Here is a 13,480-nt window from a genome sequence, read left to right on the forward strand (position 1 = left end):
GGGGAACGCCATGACGAAAGCAGTACGTGCCACCGTCTCGAAGAAGTTGCGGTTCGAGGTCTTCAAGCGCGACGCCTTCACGTGCCAGTACTGCGGAGCTCACCCTCCCAACGTGCTGCTGCACGTCGACCACATCAATCCTGTCGCCAACGGCGGCAAGAACGACATCGACAACCTGGTCACGTCATGTGAACCATGCAACCTTGGCAAGGGCGCCCGGCTTCTGACGGTGGTGCCCGAAACGCTGGCCGCGAAGGCGGCTGCCGTTGCGGAACGCGAAGCGCAGCTGCTTGGCTACCAGGAAATCCTTGAGGCCAAGCGCGCGCGCATCGAGGACGAACTGTGGCGCGTTGCCGAGGTCGTCGACCCGGGAAGCAGCAAGTTGGGCATGTCACGGGATTGGACGGCCAGCATTCGACGGTTCAACGAGCGCCTTGGAGTGCATGCGGTGCTCGACGCGGCTGAGATCGCCAGAGGCCGCTATCCGTGGGGCGGCAAGCGCACGTTCCTCTACTTCTGTGGGATTTGCTGGAACCTCGTGCGCCAAGCTGACGCTGGGCGAGGAGGGGAACTCTGATGGCCCGCGCACGCAACATCAAGCCGGGGTTCTTCAAGAACGAAGACCTCGCCGAATGCACGCCGTTCGCGCGCCTGTGCTTCGCCGGCCTGTGGACGATGGCGGATCGTGAGGGACGCCTTGAGGACCGTCCCAAGCGCATCAAGGGCGAGCTGTTCCCCTACGACAGCGTGGAGGTCGAGCCACTGCTTGAGGAACTGGTGCGCTGGGGGTTCATCCGCCGCTACCAGGTGGGCGGGGAGCGCTTCATCTTCATCCTGAAATTCGTGGAGCACCAGGCGCCTCATGGCACCGAAAAGGACGGAACTATCCCGGATGAGAACGGTTTCCTCACGATCCACGAACGCGGCAAGAACGGGTACATAACAGGGAATTACCGCCTTGAACCCCATGCCTTAACAGTTAAAGCGACCAGTCAAACTTCGAATCAACCAGCTACTGATAACGAGTCCTTAACTGTTAAGCCCCCATCTCCAGATGGGGGGCAAAACACCCTGATTCCTGATTCCGGATTCCTGATTCCTGATTCCCCCATCCTGAATCCTGATTCCGAAGAAAAGCGCGCGCCACTGCATTCCGCGGGCGAGGCCTGCAAAGCGATGAAGGCCGTCGGCCTGCCTGGCGTGAACCCCTCGCATCCCGACCTCGTGCGGCTGCTGGCCGCTGGCGTCACCGCGCAGGAGTTGGCCGACTGCGCCGTCGAGGCCGTGAGCACCGGCAAGCGCACGCCGTTCGCTTGGGTGCTGGCCACCGTCGAGGGTCGCAGACGCGATGCCGCGCAACGGGGTGCCGTGCCGCCAGCGCAGCAGTCCGCGCCCACCGAAACGCCCTACGAGCGAAAGGCTCGAGAACGCATGAACGCGTGGGCGCCAGGCGTTGCGAAACGCGCGCCGCAGCAGTCCGAAACCGTCGAAACGGAGGCCCGCGATGTCTCTCCCCGCGCCCTGGGTTGAAAGGATTTTCGAGCGGCTCATCGTGCGCTACGGCCGCGACTTCATGGCCCGCTACGAAGGCATTGGCAACACGCCAGTCGAGGGCGCAGATCTCGTCCGAGCAGACTGGGCCCGAGAACTCGACGGCTTCGAGCGGCATCCCGCGCTGCTCGCATGGGCGCTCGACCACCTCCCGGATCGTCCGCCGACGGCCGGCGAGTTCAAGCGGCTGGCGAAGTCTGGGCCCGACATTCAACCCGACCAGCAACGCCTGGAGGCACCGCGCCCGGCGTCCCGTGCCACCCGCGAGCGCCTGATCGCCGCCATCAAGCCCGCCCTGAAGCCGCAGCAGCGCGACCCGCGGCAGTGGGCTCGCGACCTCATCGAACGCCACGAGAGCGGGCGCTATCGCTCCACCCCCACAGCCCTGGCCATGGCGCGCGATGCGCTTCGTGAGCCGGCTTTCCTTGCCGAGGAGATCACGCCATGAACCCCGTTCACATTCGTCGCCCCGAGCCCGAAGAAACGCCACTGTCGCCCTCCGAGCGGCTGGTCGCAATTCGCGAGGGCTTCCATCCCTACGAGATCGAGCGCTGGCACCCGCAGATCGCGCGCAACTGGTCGCTGCTGTCGGCTCGCACGCACCGGGCGCAGGCGATTGCGGCGCTGCCTGACCATCTCGCGCCCGCGCGCGCATTTGCGGAGGCAGCATGAGCCACACGAAGGGCACACGCCTCGACGGCATCGCCACGCTTGAAGACCTGCGCCAGCGCTGCGTGATCGACGAGGAATCGGGCTGCTGGCACCTTCGCACCGCGCGCGGCCGGGCATTGCCACAGGGCCCGCGGCACGTGATCTGGGTGTTCGGCATCGGCCACACCACGGCGACGCGCGCCTCGTGGCTGCTGGCTCACCCGAAGCGCAAGCTGCGCAACGGCTGGGTCTGCTACCGGACCTGCGAAAGCTACGACTGCGTGGCGCCCAAGCACATCGTGTCGGGCACGCGCAAGGCCTGGGGCGAGCACATGGCGGCATCAGGCAAGGGCGTCACGGCCGCGAAGACAAAGGCCAACCAGACGGACGCGAAGTCGACCTGGAAGCTCACGCCCGAGCTCAAGCAGTGGCTGCTGGAGAGCCCGCAGAGCGGTATCGAGGTGGCGCACGCGCTGGGCATCGCGCAGGGCCGCGCCAACGCCATCCGAGCAAAGGAGCGCGCAGCCCTGATCGCGCGGCCGGCGTCCAGCGTCTTCGAGTTCGCCCAGCGTCACACCCCGTTCAACCTGGTGCGCGCCTCGGTACGCGCGGAGGGACTTGCAGCATGATCATCCTCGCCCTCGACCCCGGAACAACGCAGACCGGCTTTGTGCGCTACGACGGCGCACGAGTTGCAGAAAGCGGAGTGATGCAGAACAGCGACATGCTTCTGTTCCTGCAGAACGATGCACGACTGGAGGCTCAGCACCTTGCAATAGAAATGATCGCGAGCTACGGCATGGCCGTGGGCCGCGAGGTCTTCGAGACCTGCCGCTGGATCGGCCGCTTCCAACAGGCTTGGCACTCACCTGATTCCGTGGAGTTCGTCTACCGCCGAGAGGTGAAGCTGCACCTGTGCGGCACATCGAAGGCCAAGGACGCGAACGTGCGGCAGGCGCTCATCGACCTGTTCCCGGCCACTGGCGGCGGCAAGACACCGCAGATCGGCACGAAGGGGCAGCCCGGCCCACTGTACGGCGTCTCATCGCATGCATGGCCGGCGCTCGGCGTCGCTATGACGGTCATGCATCGCGAGCGGCCGCGCATCGAGCAAATCGCGCAGCCGGTGGTGCAGGGCGAGCTGTTGGGGGTGGCATGAAGATCACCCAGCAGCAAGCCGAAGAGTTCGCCAAGAAGGTCGTGGGCGACTACCTCACCGCCTGCAACCTGCAGGACGCTAGCCAGATCGGCGACGTGCTCATGAAGCTGTGCAGCGTGGCGGGCGTGATGATGGCCAACGCCGAGGGATCGGAGCAGGCGTTCGACAGGCTGCTCGGCACCGCGCAGTTCGTCCTGAAGAGCATGCCGAAGCAGCCGGCGCACCTTGGGCCGATCCAATGACCTGCGCCACCTGCACCCACTGGCGCCTCGAAGGCCAGCTCGCCCAGCACGGCTACGGCCAGTGCCAGCAGCGCCCCATCCAGCAGCGCGCTGCCATCACCACCAGCGCGCAGAACGTCTGCAGGCTGGGGAAGTTCGTGGCGATCGTGCCGAAGGAGGGCGCTTGACTTTGCTTTGTCGCCCCAAAGGCCGAGGCAACTGGCGGGTGATCCCCATGCTGCTGCCGGACACGCACGCCGACTTCTTCGCGTTCCGCCCCAACATGACCGTGACCATCGGCAGCCGCGTGCTGCGCATCGTGGAGGTACGCCCTTGAAGGAAATCGCAACATCTCCTCGTGTCTCCTGGAGCCGGCTCATCATCGATCTGGGCCGACATGGCTACACCAGCGGCCAGATTGCGGCGGTCGTAGGCTGCGGAAGCAGCACTGTGCGCGACTGGAAAAACCTCGGTTCGGAGCCGGAGCCGAGCCATGTTGATGGCGAGCGGCTCATTGCCTTGTGGTGCGCCGTTACCCGCAAGCCGCGAGATGAAGTCCCATTGAACCTGAACGACATCCTTTCGGCCGCCAACTTCAAATAGCCGAGATTCCGGCTTCTTTGCTTCCGAGACTAGGCGCTCCCAGAGATGGGACGTCAGGGCGCGACAGCTGATGGCCTGTATGGGCTGAACCCAAGAAACACCGGCGGGGCACTACCGCACCCGCGCCGACGCAGCGTTGATGCAGCGACTGCGACAAGGACCATGCGAACGTGACTGGCAATAGCGCATGGGCCGAGGCAATGCATCCCTCTGGGAACTTGGGCTTGAAACCGACAGATGAGCGGACAGGCTGGAGAAGGTGACAACTGGTCACCCTGCCGAAGCTATGGCGAATTGCGCCGGGATTCCGGCAGAGGGGTGCGGGACATTGCGGCGTCCCTACCAACCCCTTCAGGAGCCGCACCATGGGCCGCACTGCCTCCCCCGTCACCCCGGGCACCAATCCCACTCCGGACGCATCCGAGGCTGAAGCCTCCCCCGTCACCCCGGGCACGGGCGAGACGAACACCGCAGCAGCGGGCACCGACCTTTCGGAAACCGTGAAGGCCCAAGCCGCCGAGATCGCCGAGCTCAAGGCCATGATGCGCACGATCGCGCGCAACCAGGTCGCCGCCGCCGTGCCCGAGAAGGTCGAGCTGCCGAGCATGGCCTCGGTCCTCGAATCGAAGCCGACCATCCCCGTGCTGACCGAGGACGGCTGGTACGTCCCGCTGGTCCACCCCACCGACCGCAAGGTGTCGTAAGCCATGTGCGGAGGTGGCGGCAGGGCTCCCGCGCCAGTGGAGCCGCGCGAAGACCCGCAGGTCGCGGCAGATCGTGCCGCGGCCGAAGCTGCGAGCAAGGCCAACGCCGAGGCTGCAGTGCGCAAGACCGCGCGCCGTGCATCCGCGCTCTCCACGGGCGCCGGCACCACGTCGGCGCTCAGCTACGGAAAAACCACCCTCGGGGAATAGATGACCGAAGCAGCCGACCAACTGGACCGCCGCTACACCCAGTTGGCGGCGCAGCGACTCCCGCACGAGACGATCTGGCAGGAGGTCTTTGAATACCTCGCGCCAGAGCGTGCTGTCGGCTGGTACTCCTCACCCACCGAATCCGCCGGCACCACGGCCGCCAACCAGCGCGCGGTGCTCTACGACTCGACCGCAATCGATGCTGGCGAAGTGCTCAAGTCCAACTTCGCCAGCTGGATGACGCCCGACAACTCGCGCTGGTTCGGCCTGGACGCTGGCCAGGACGACGAGCAGACGACCGCGTGGATGGACGGCGCGGCGCAGTTCCTCTTCGAGCACATCAACTCCGCGGGCTTCGGCGCGGTAGCCGGTGAGTGCTACAGCGACATCGTGCCGGCGGGCTGGTTCGTTCTCTACATCGACGAGGGCAAGGACGAGCAGGGCCGGCCCATCGGTGGTTACAACTTCGAGCAGTGGCCGCTGTCTCAGTGCTTCGTGGCGAGCAGCAAGCCTGCCGGCCGCGTGGACACGATCTACCGGTGCTTCGACATGACGGTCGAGCAGGCTGTCGCCGAATACGGCCTCGACAAGGTGAGCGACGAGACCGCCAAGCTGTTCAACGACGGCAAGCTGACCGAGAAGGTGCCGATGCTCTGGGCCATCGAGCCGCGGCGCAAAGGCGAGTACGGCGCCGCGCTGTCGAAGAACCTGCCGTTCCGCTCCTGCCACATGGAGAAGCGCAAGAAGCACATCGTGCGCGAGTCGGGCTACCACGAGTTCCCGTGCGCCGTGCCGCGCTGGCGCCTGATCCCTGGCACGCCGTATGCCACGGGCCTCGGCTCCAACGTCCTGCCCGACGTGAAGACGCTCAACCAGATCAAGAAGCTCGAGCTGATGAGCCTCGACATCGCCGTGGGCGGCATGTGGAAGGCCGTGGATGACGGCGTGCTCAACCCGAAGACGATCCGCATCGGCCCGCGCAAGATCGTGGCCATGGCATCGCTGGAGAGCATGGCGCCGCTGGAGACGGGCGCGAACTTCAACGTGTCGTTCTCCAAGTGCCAAGACCTGCAGCAGGGCATCCGCCGGGCGCTGCTGGCCGACATGCTCACGCCCCAGGGCGGCCCGGTGCGCAGCGCCACAGAGATCGCTCGCGACATGAACCAGATCCGGCAGCTCATGGCGCCGCTGGTCGGCCGCTTCCAGTCCGAGTTCCTGCAGGTCACGGTCGAGCGCTGCTTCAACATCGCCTATCGCGCGGGCGCGCTGGTCGCCAAGCTGGGCCCGGTGCCCGAGGGCCTGCTCGAAGGCGACTACACCGTGAAGTACATCAGCCCGCTGGCACGCAGCCAGCTCATGGAAGAAGTCACGGCGATCGACACCTTCGTGGCCGGCCTGCTCGCGCTCGCTGGCTCGACGCAGGACATGACCGTCCTCGACAACATCAAGCTCGACGATGCCAACTACGAGAAGGGCAAGGCCCTAGGCGTGCCGGCCAAGCTGCTGCGCGGTCCTGAAGAGCTGGCCGAGAAGCGCGAGATGGACAACCGGAACCGGCAGCAAGCCCAGCAGGACCAACAGGCCCAGGCGCTGCAGATGAAGGCCGGCGAGACGGCCATCGACGCTGCCGTAGCCGCATGAGCCGCGATGTTTCGCCAGAACAGCTCCCCGAGCTGTATCGCCAGATCTTCGAAGTCGACAAGCGCGGCGCGCAGATCCTTGAAGACCTCGTGCGCCGCTATAGCAAACCGGCTGTCGTCGAGGGCGGCATCGACGCCGTGATCAAGACCTATCACCGCATGGGCGAGCACGAAGTCGTGCAGCACATCATCCGCATGATCAACCGGGCCAATTCCGTGCCCGACACCCAGGAGAACGAACCATGAACTTCGGAGCACGACATGTCTACATGGAAGGAGAAGCTGGCGCGGCTGGCGGTGGCGATGGTGCAGCGGGTGCCGCAGCCGGTGCCGCCGGCAGTGGTGCAGGAGCCGCCGGCGGTCAACCGGGCGCAGCGGCGGGCTCAGGCGCGGCAGCAGGCGGCGAAGGCAATCCAGCAGGCTCGGCGCTGAGCGGCGGCAACGAGTGGACCCCGCAGTCCATCCCCGAGAAGTTCCGCGTCAACGGCGCCGATGGTGAGCTCGACCTCGTGGCGTCGCTGCGCAAGGTCGACGAGCACCGCAGCGCGCTGGAGAAGCGCATGGGCAGCGGCGACATCCGCCCCAAGACGGCCGACGAGTACAAGTTGCCGGACAACGACACGTTCAAGTCGCTGCAGCTCGATGATGCTACGGCCAAGGCTTTCAAGGAAAAGGCCCACGGCTGGGGGCTGAGCCAGAGCCAGTACGAGAACGTGATGAACGAGTGGGCCACGCTGGCGCCCAGCCTGGTGGGCGCGGGCCAGGCTGAGACGGTCGAGACGGCCGTCGCTGAACTGAAAAAGACCTGGGGCAACGACTACGACGCCAACATCAGGGCATCGTTCTCTGCCGCCGTGAAGGTCGGCGCCGCGGCCGGCTTCACCTACGACGAGGTGGACAAGGCCATCGGCAACAACCCGGTCGCGATCCGCATGTTCGCTGCGCTGTCGAAGGAGATGGGCGAGGACGCGACGCCGGCCGCAGCCAACGGCGGGACTGGTGGCGGCGCGCAGACGGCGGCCGACTTCCTGACCGAGAACTTCGCGGCCTACAGCGATCCGAAAGACCCGAAGCACAAGTCCGTGACCGAGCGCTACAGCGCGCTGCTCGCGCGCGAGACGAAGGGCAAGAACGAACCGATCTGAGCGTGGGCGTCTCCTTGGTCGAGCAGTCGACCTTCAGCCCGCCAGCGAAAGCTGAGCGGGCTTTTCTTTTGCCGGGATTCCGGCACGTCGAAATCTGACATTGCAGGCCACGGCCCCGCTTGGCATGCGGGATCACCGAGAAGCCCGCAGCAGCCAGCGACGCAGGCCCGGCAACGGATCACCTGAACGGCGAACACCAGTTCAAAACTTCAGGAGTTCTCAATGACCGATACCGTGACCCGCCAGTTCGTAACGCAGTTCGATTCCTCGCTGCGCCTGCTGGCCCAACAGAAGGATTCCCGCCTCCGCGCCACCGTCTTCGACCGCGGCACCATCGAGGGCGCGAGCTTCACGATCAACAACCTCGGCGCCGTCGAGATGGACGAGAACGTCACCCGCCACGGTGACACCATCTGGTCCGACATCGACCACACCGCGCGCACCGTGCCGATGCGCGACTTCTTCAAGGCTCTGCCGCTGGACAAGGCGGACATCCCGAAGATGAAGGTCAACCCGGTGACGGGCGGCCAGTACATGCAGCAGCTCGTCGCCGCGCGCAACCGCAAGATCGACGACATCATCTTCGCGGCTGCCCTGGGCACGATCAACAGCGTGGACGGCACGACCGGCCCCTACACGCTGCCCGCCGGCCAGATCATCGCCGCCGGTGGCACGGGCCTGACCAAGGCCAAGATCATCCAGGCCCGCGCGATCTTCCGCGCCAACGAGACCGACGACGAGGAGCTGTTCTTCCTGTGGGACTCGCTCGCCATGACCCAGATCCTGAGCGACACCACGCTCACGAGCGCGGACTTCATGGCCGGCAAGATGATCCAGGAAGGCAACATCGCCAACAAGTGGCTCGGCTTCACCTGGATCCCGTACGAGCGCACCACGGTTGCCGGCGCCGTGCACACCACGGCCGCCTACGCCAAGAGCGCCATCCACTTCGGCATGGGCTTCGAAGAAGGCAGCGTCGATAAGCGCCCCGACAAGAAGAACTCGCTGCAGGTGTCGATGGCCGGCAGCTACGGCGCAGGCCGCCAGGACGAGAAGAAGGTCGTCCAAGTCTCGTTCCAGTAATCGCTGGCGCGAACCCCGGACCAACTCCCAGGAGAAAACGAAATGGCTGAACTTCTCACCGTCACCCGCACCCAGGTGGCACAGACCGCAGGCACCAAGGCGCCCGCGGCTTCCTTCAACCGCATGCGCGTCGCTGTCATCGAGACGCCCGCGGCCTACGCAGCGCCCGCGCAGAACGACACGGCCGGCACCTCCATCGTGCTGCCGCAGGGTTCGCGCCTGCTGCTGCCCGTCACCGTGTCGTGCGCCGCTGGCACCGCGTCGAGCACGCTGTCGGTGGGCCTGCGCGACCCAAAAACCAAGGTGGCCATCGACGCGACGGCCGTGGTCAACGCGGCGGCGATCAACGCAGCGTCCACCTCGCAGGTCAACACCGGCACGAAGACGATCAACGGCCAGACCTACCTGCTGCCGCAGGACTGCGAGCTGTACCTGACGTTCGGCGGCGCCGCAGGCTCTGCCAACCAGGCGATCCGCGTCGAAGTCCCGTTCGTCGCACCGTAACCAAGGGGTCCGCCCCTGCAACCGGAGGGGGAGGCCACGCCTTCCCCTTTTTTCGTTTCTGGAGAAGCCGATGTCCACCTCGATCTCGATCTGTTCCAACGCGCTGCTGCAGCTGGGCAAGGCCCCCATCGCTTCCTTCAGCGAGCCCGGCGACCTTGCGCGCCTGTGCTCCAACCTCTACGGCCCGGAGCGCGATTCGATCCTGCGTGAGAACGACTGGAACTGCGCGATCAAGCGCGACGTGCTGGCACCGATGGCGACGACGCCCGCCTTCGGTTTCTCCGCGCAGTTCGCGCTGCCCAGCGATTACCTGCGCATGATCAGCATCGGCGACTGGAAGGTGGGCATGCCCGCATGCAACCGCTTCAAGGTCGAGGGGCGCCGGATCCTGGCGAGCGGCACGGCTCTGCCGATCGTGTACGTCTTCCGAAACGACCAGGAGGCAACCTGGGACTCGAAGCTCGTGGAGCTCATGACCGCCCGCATGCTCTGGAAGCTGGCATACCCGGTCACCCAGTCCACCACGCTGCGCGACGAGCTGAAAGCCGAGTACATCGCCATGGCGAAGTCCGCCCGCGCAATTGATGCCCAGGAGAACCCGAGCGACGCCCTGAGCGACGACTTCACGCTGATCACGGGGCGGATGTAATGGCTCGCGCTTCGCTGATCCAGACCAATTTCACCGGCGGTGAGCTTTCCCCCGCCATCGCGCTCGGCCGCGTCGACATCGCCAAGTACAACAACGGCGCGCGCCGGATCGAGAACTGCGTGCTCACGGTGCAAGGTGGCGCCAAGCGCCGGCCGGGCACGCGCTTCATCCGCGCGACGAAGGATCAGACCAAGGTGGCGCGGCTGATCGATTTCGTCTTCAACCGCGGCCAGGCCTACGTGCTCGAGATGGGCGAAGGCTACATCCGCTTCATCAAGGACCGCGCCCATGTGCTGCTGTCCGGCTCGCCCTACGAAGTCGTCTCCCCCTACACCGCCGCGCAGCTCCCGACCGTCAACTATGTGCAGAAGGCGGACACGGCGTTCTTGGTGCACGAGAACGTGTTCCCGTACCGCCTGCAGCGCTTCGCGGATTCGCAGTGGGGCATGGCGAGCATCCCCTTCATCACGGCACCCTTTGAGGAGCAGGGCGACTACCTTGAGGTGGCGCTGACGCTCAGCCAGACCGGCGTGGGCCCGGCGACCGTGACGGCAGCGAGCACCATCTTCCTGAACTCGGACGTCGGGCGGCACATCCTCTACGGTGGCGGCGACGCGCTGATCACCGGTTTCGTCGACAACTTCCATCTCAACATCACGATCCGCACGCCGTTCCCGACGGTGAACCTGCCGGCCTTCGGGTGGAACCTCGACGGCAGCCCGCAAATGGGCATCGCGCCTTCGAGCGTCGGCACCATCGGCCAGATCATCTCGCTGTCGTCGGACTATGCCTTCTATGAACCGGCGAAGACCATCGGCGCGATGATCGCCAACGGGCTGAATGGCGTGATCGCCACCGTCACCGGACATGGCTATTCCACCGGCGACACCATCTCGCACTTCACCACGGGCGGCGCCGCCTTGAACGGTTCGTATGTCATCACGGTGATCGACGCCAACACGTACACCTACCAGGCGGTCGGCACTGGCGGGGTCGTCGGCGGCTCTGCTCGCCGGCTGCTGGCGTCGCCGGACGGCCGCGTGTTCCGGGCGAACGACGTGGGCAAGGTGATCTCCGTGAACGGTGGCCTCGTCGAGATCGTTTCGGTGCCGAGCAACACGATCGCCAACGTGAAGGTGCTGCGTCCGCTCACGTCCATCGTGCCCGCGGGCGCGAACGCCTGGACGATGGAGAGCCCTGCATGGAATGCACGCCAGGGCTACCCGCGCGCGGTGACGATCAACAAGCAGCGCCTGATCTTCGGCGGCTCGCAGGGCTACCCGCAGAACGTGTGGGCCAGCCGCATTCAGGAATACCTGAACTTCCAGTTCGGCACCAACGACGACGACGCCTTCCGCTTCGAGCTCGACGGGCCACGCAACAGCCCGATTCGCCACCTGGTGCCGGCGCGCCAGATGCTCGTGCTGACCGAGGCGGACGAGATGAGCCTCAAGGGTGGCCAGGAGAAGCCGATCACCGCCACCAACATCCAGAAGACCGACGAGTCCACGGTCGGAGCCAGCTCGGTGCGGCCAGTCAAGATCGGCAACGAGATGATCTTCGTGCAGGCGGCCGGGAAGAAGATCTCGGCCATCGGCTACCGCTACGAGATCGACGGGTTCTCGTCGCCGGACCGCACGGTCTTCGCTTCCCACATCACCGGGCCGGGCGTCACCCAGGTGGCGCACCAGAAGGAGCCGGACTCCGCGCTCTACGCTGTGCGGTCGGATGGCCAGATGGCGGTGTGCGCCTACGACATCGAGCAGGAGGTCACCGGCTGGTCGCGGTGGATCACGAACGGCGCATTCGAGTCGGTGGCCACGATCCCGACAGCCACCGGCGAGGATGCCTACAGCATCGTCCGGCGCACCGTCGGCGGCACCACGAAACGCTACGTCGAGGTGTTCGACCCCGACATGCTGGTGGACTGCGGCATCAGCGGAACTCACCCGACCGGGCAGGCCACGTGGACAGGGCTTGACCACCTCGAAGGCGAAACCGTCCAAGCGTGGGCCGATGGCGCGTATCTGGGAACCTACGAGGTGTCCGGTGGTTCGGTCACTCTGACGCGGCCGGCCAAGTCGGTGCAGATCGGCCTCGGCTTCACCTGCCTGATCGAGATGCTGCAGCCCGAGTCCGGCGGCAATGGCACGACAGCGCAAGGCTCGCAGGTGCACGTGAACGAGGTGATCCTGCGCGTGCTCGACACCACCGCGGCCGTGATCAATGGCCAGGAGATCGAGTTCCGCCGCTTCGGCGCCGACCTGCTGGACGTGCCGCCGCCCGTGTTCTCCGGCGACGTGCGCAAGACCACGCTCTCGGACGAGATCTACCGCACGAGCCAGATCATCACCCAACCGTACCCGCTGCCGTTCCATCTGCTGGACGTCATCCGGCGCGTCACGATCAACGAGGGGTAGCCCATGAAGGTTGAAGTAGCCACGCCCGACGACGCAGCCGAGATCGCTGCGCTCGGCCAGATCCTGCACGACACGTCGAGCTATGCGGCCATTCCGTACAACGTCGCGAAGGTCGAAGCCTTGATGCGAAGCCTCGCGGCCGGCGCCGGCGTGGTCTTCGTCGTACGCAAGGACGGCGCGATCGTCGGAGGCATTGCCGGCGGCGTGACCGAGTGGTGGTTTAGCGACGAGCGCCACGGCTACGAGTTCTCGTTCTTTGTGCGCGAGGACGCGCGCAACGCATTCACCGCGGTGAAGCTGGTGAACAGCTTCCGCATCTGGTGCGCCCGGCAAGGCGCCAAGAAGGTGCGGCTCGGCATCACGACCGGCATTCACGAAGACAGCACCGGCAAGTTCTATCGCATGCTGGGCTTCGAGCCGGCAGGCACTCTTTTTTCCCTGGAGGTCTGAGATGGGCATCGAAACAGCACTCTTGGTCGGCCTGGCCGCCGCGGGCACCGCAGTCAGCGTCTACGGCCAGCAGCAGCAGGCGAAGCAGGCCGACGCCATCGCCAGCCAGCAGGAACAGATCGCGCGCGACGACGCGGCGTATGCCGCCAGCGAGGCGCAGCTGCAGGCCCGGGCCATCCGCAAGGCGGCCGACAAGCAGCGCGCCGAAGCGCGCGCCGCGCTGGCCGGGTCTGGCGTGGTGGTCGGCGCCGGCACCGCAGAGCAGATCGACACCGAGATCCAGCAGCAGAGCGAGGAGGACGCGCTGATGGCGATCTACGACGGCAAGAACCGGGCGCGCAGCATCACCCAAGGCGGCAACCTCGCGGCGCAGCGCAGCCGCAATGCCGCGGATGCAGCCCGGATTGGCTCGTGGACCTCCGCGCTCCAGGGCGGCGCCACCATCGCACGCGGCTGGAACACCGGCGGCGCCAACGCACCGAGGGCCTGA

Annotated in this window: 20 protein-coding genes; all 20 read left to right on the top strand. The window is 66.0% G+C overall.

Features of this window, described 5'->3' with window-relative positions; genetic code table 11:
* Positions 1 to 10: 10 nt before the first annotated feature.
* The 20 genes from G369_RS37315 (at position 11) to G369_RS0101800 (ending at position 13,480) form a co-directional block, all read left to right on the top strand.
* On the top strand, positions 11 to 577 hold the full coding sequence (locus G369_RS37315; protein WP_019652243.1) for an HNH endonuclease: 567 nt from the start codon (positions 11 to 13) through the stop codon (positions 575 to 577).
* Positions 577 to 1,530, top strand: coding sequence for a hypothetical protein (locus G369_RS36995; protein WP_019652244.1), 954 nt, complete (start codon positions 577 to 579; stop codon positions 1,528 to 1,530). Before G369_RS37315 ends, G369_RS36995 begins: the two co-directional genes overlap by 1 nt.
* Complete coding sequence (locus tag G369_RS0101710) at positions 1,505 to 1,999, top strand: hypothetical protein (RefSeq protein ID WP_020722916.1); 495 nt, start codon at positions 1,505 to 1,507, stop codon at positions 1,997 to 1,999. The genes G369_RS36995 and G369_RS0101710 overlap by 26 nt, the downstream gene beginning before the upstream one ends.
* Entirely contained in the window at positions 1,996 to 2,223 is a 228-nt protein-coding gene (locus G369_RS0101715) for a hypothetical protein (RefSeq protein ID WP_019652246.1), read from the top strand. The genes G369_RS0101710 and G369_RS0101715 overlap by 4 nt, the downstream gene beginning before the upstream one ends.
* The gene (locus tag G369_RS0101720) at positions 2,220 to 2,831 is read left to right on the top strand and encodes a hypothetical protein (RefSeq protein ID WP_019652247.1); all 612 of its coding nucleotides are present in this window, start codon (positions 2,220 to 2,222) and stop codon (positions 2,829 to 2,831) included. Before G369_RS0101715 ends, G369_RS0101720 begins: the two co-directional genes overlap by 4 nt.
* A complete protein-coding gene (locus G369_RS35295; protein ID WP_019652248.1) occupies positions 2,828 to 3,361 on the top strand; it encodes a hypothetical protein in 534 nt (177 codons plus the stop codon). The genes G369_RS0101720 and G369_RS35295 overlap by 4 nt, the downstream gene beginning before the upstream one ends.
* On the top strand, positions 3,358 to 3,603 hold the full coding sequence (locus tag G369_RS0101730) for a hypothetical protein (protein ID WP_019652249.1): 246 nt from the start codon (positions 3,358 to 3,360) through the stop codon (positions 3,601 to 3,603). The genes G369_RS35295 and G369_RS0101730 overlap by 4 nt, the downstream gene beginning before the upstream one ends.
* A complete protein-coding gene (locus G369_RS38415) occupies positions 3,600 to 3,770 on the top strand; it encodes a hypothetical protein (protein ID WP_019652250.1) in 171 nt (56 codons plus the stop codon). The genes G369_RS0101730 and G369_RS38415 overlap by 4 nt, the downstream gene beginning before the upstream one ends.
* A gap of 145 nt (positions 3,771 to 3,915) precedes the next feature.
* Positions 3,916 to 4,185: a hypothetical protein gene (locus G369_RS38070; protein WP_099047467.1), complete on the top strand. Its 270-nt coding sequence runs from the start codon at positions 3,916 to 3,918 to the stop codon at positions 4,183 to 4,185.
* 365 nt (positions 4,186 to 4,550) lie between these two features.
* Complete coding sequence (locus G369_RS0101745; RefSeq protein ID WP_019652252.1) at positions 4,551 to 4,889, top strand: hypothetical protein; 339 nt, start codon at positions 4,551 to 4,553, stop codon at positions 4,887 to 4,889.
* A gap of 36 nt (positions 4,890 to 4,925) precedes the next feature.
* The gene (locus G369_RS38420; protein WP_019652253.1) at positions 4,926 to 5,099 is read left to right on the top strand and encodes a hypothetical protein; all 174 of its coding nucleotides are present in this window, start codon (positions 4,926 to 4,928) and stop codon (positions 5,097 to 5,099) included.
* Positions 5,100 to 6,740, top strand: coding sequence for a portal protein (locus tag G369_RS0101755; protein ID WP_019652254.1), 1,641 nt, complete (start codon positions 5,100 to 5,102; stop codon positions 6,738 to 6,740). It abuts the gene before it with no gap.
* Positions 6,737 to 6,985 (top strand): Bbp19 family protein, encoded by a 249-nt coding sequence (locus tag G369_RS0101760; RefSeq protein WP_019652255.1) that lies wholly within the window; start codon positions 6,737 to 6,739, stop codon positions 6,983 to 6,985. The genes G369_RS0101755 and G369_RS0101760 overlap by 4 nt, the downstream gene beginning before the upstream one ends.
* Complete coding sequence (locus G369_RS0101770) at positions 6,982 to 7,884, top strand: hypothetical protein (protein WP_157773624.1); 903 nt, start codon at positions 6,982 to 6,984, stop codon at positions 7,882 to 7,884. Before G369_RS0101760 ends, G369_RS0101770 begins: the two co-directional genes overlap by 4 nt.
* Positions 7,885 to 8,106: 222 nt before the next feature.
* The gene (locus tag G369_RS0101775) at positions 8,107 to 8,967 is read left to right on the top strand and encodes a phage capsid protein (protein ID WP_019652258.1); all 861 of its coding nucleotides are present in this window, start codon (positions 8,107 to 8,109) and stop codon (positions 8,965 to 8,967) included.
* A 42-nt stretch (positions 8,968 to 9,009) separates the two neighbouring features.
* Positions 9,010 to 9,471, top strand: coding sequence for a hypothetical protein (locus G369_RS35300; RefSeq protein WP_020722919.1), 462 nt, complete (start codon positions 9,010 to 9,012; stop codon positions 9,469 to 9,471).
* A 70-nt stretch (positions 9,472 to 9,541) separates the two neighbouring features.
* A complete protein-coding gene (locus G369_RS0101785; RefSeq protein WP_019652260.1) occupies positions 9,542 to 10,120 on the top strand; it encodes a phage connector family protein in 579 nt (192 codons plus the stop codon).
* A complete protein-coding gene (locus G369_RS37435; RefSeq protein WP_019652261.1) occupies positions 10,120 to 12,540 on the top strand; it encodes a phage tail protein in 2,421 nt (806 codons plus the stop codon). The genes G369_RS0101785 and G369_RS37435 overlap by 1 nt, the downstream gene beginning before the upstream one ends.
* A gap of 3 nt (positions 12,541 to 12,543) precedes the next feature.
* On the top strand, positions 12,544 to 12,990 hold the full coding sequence (locus tag G369_RS35315) for a GNAT family N-acetyltransferase (RefSeq protein WP_019652262.1): 447 nt from the start codon (positions 12,544 to 12,546) through the stop codon (positions 12,988 to 12,990).
* A 1-nt stretch (position 12,991) separates the two neighbouring features.
* Entirely contained in the window at positions 12,992 to 13,480 is a 489-nt protein-coding gene (locus G369_RS0101800) for a hypothetical protein (protein ID WP_019652263.1), read from the top strand.

Source organism: Variovorax atrisoli 110B (assembly GCF_000382045.1).
Taxonomy (GTDB): domain Bacteria; phylum Pseudomonadota; class Gammaproteobacteria; order Burkholderiales; family Burkholderiaceae_C; genus Variovorax; species Variovorax atrisoli.

Bases quoted from the DNA above. Each gene is read 5' to 3' on its own strand.
- G369_RS0101755 (WP_019652254.1), top strand. From the start codon at position 5,100: ATGACCGAAGCAGCCGACCAACTGGACCGCCGCTACACCCAGTTGGCG.
- G369_RS0101775 (WP_019652258.1), top strand. From the start codon at position 8,107: ATGACCGATACCGTGACCCGCCAGTTCGTAACGCAGTTCGATTCCTCG.
- G369_RS0101720 (WP_019652247.1), top strand. From the start codon at position 2,220: ATGAGCCACACGAAGGGCACACGCCTCGACGGCATCGCCACGCTTGAA.
- G369_RS35295 (WP_019652248.1), top strand. From the start codon at position 2,828: ATGATCATCCTCGCCCTCGACCCCGGAACAACGCAGACCGGCTTTGTG.
- G369_RS35300 (WP_020722919.1), top strand. From the start codon at position 9,010: ATGGCTGAACTTCTCACCGTCACCCGCACCCAGGTGGCACAGACCGCA.
- G369_RS0101760 (WP_019652255.1), top strand. From the start codon at position 6,737: ATGAGCCGCGATGTTTCGCCAGAACAGCTCCCCGAGCTGTATCGCCAG.
- G369_RS0101785 (WP_019652260.1), top strand. From the start codon at position 9,542: ATGTCCACCTCGATCTCGATCTGTTCCAACGCGCTGCTGCAGCTGGGC.
- G369_RS0101745 (WP_019652252.1), top strand. From the start codon at position 4,551: ATGGGCCGCACTGCCTCCCCCGTCACCCCGGGCACCAATCCCACTCCG.
- G369_RS38415 (WP_019652250.1), top strand. From the start codon at position 3,600: ATGACCTGCGCCACCTGCACCCACTGGCGCCTCGAAGGCCAGCTCGCC.
- G369_RS0101710 (WP_020722916.1), top strand. From the start codon at position 1,505: ATGTCTCTCCCCGCGCCCTGGGTTGAAAGGATTTTCGAGCGGCTCATC.
- G369_RS35315 (WP_019652262.1), top strand. From the start codon at position 12,544: ATGAAGGTTGAAGTAGCCACGCCCGACGACGCAGCCGAGATCGCTGCG.
- G369_RS0101730 (WP_019652249.1), top strand. From the start codon at position 3,358: ATGAAGATCACCCAGCAGCAAGCCGAAGAGTTCGCCAAGAAGGTCGTG.
- G369_RS37315 (WP_019652243.1), top strand. From the start codon at position 11: ATGACGAAAGCAGTACGTGCCACCGTCTCGAAGAAGTTGCGGTTCGAG.
- G369_RS0101715 (WP_019652246.1), top strand. From the start codon at position 1,996: ATGAACCCCGTTCACATTCGTCGCCCCGAGCCCGAAGAAACGCCACTG.
- G369_RS0101770 (WP_157773624.1), top strand. From the start codon at position 6,982: ATGAACTTCGGAGCACGACATGTCTACATGGAAGGAGAAGCTGGCGCG.
- G369_RS36995 (WP_019652244.1), top strand. From the start codon at position 577: ATGGCCCGCGCACGCAACATCAAGCCGGGGTTCTTCAAGAACGAAGAC.
- G369_RS0101800 (WP_019652263.1), top strand. From the start codon at position 12,992: ATGGGCATCGAAACAGCACTCTTGGTCGGCCTGGCCGCCGCGGGCACC.
- G369_RS37435 (WP_019652261.1), top strand. From the start codon at position 10,120: ATGGCTCGCGCTTCGCTGATCCAGACCAATTTCACCGGCGGTGAGCTT.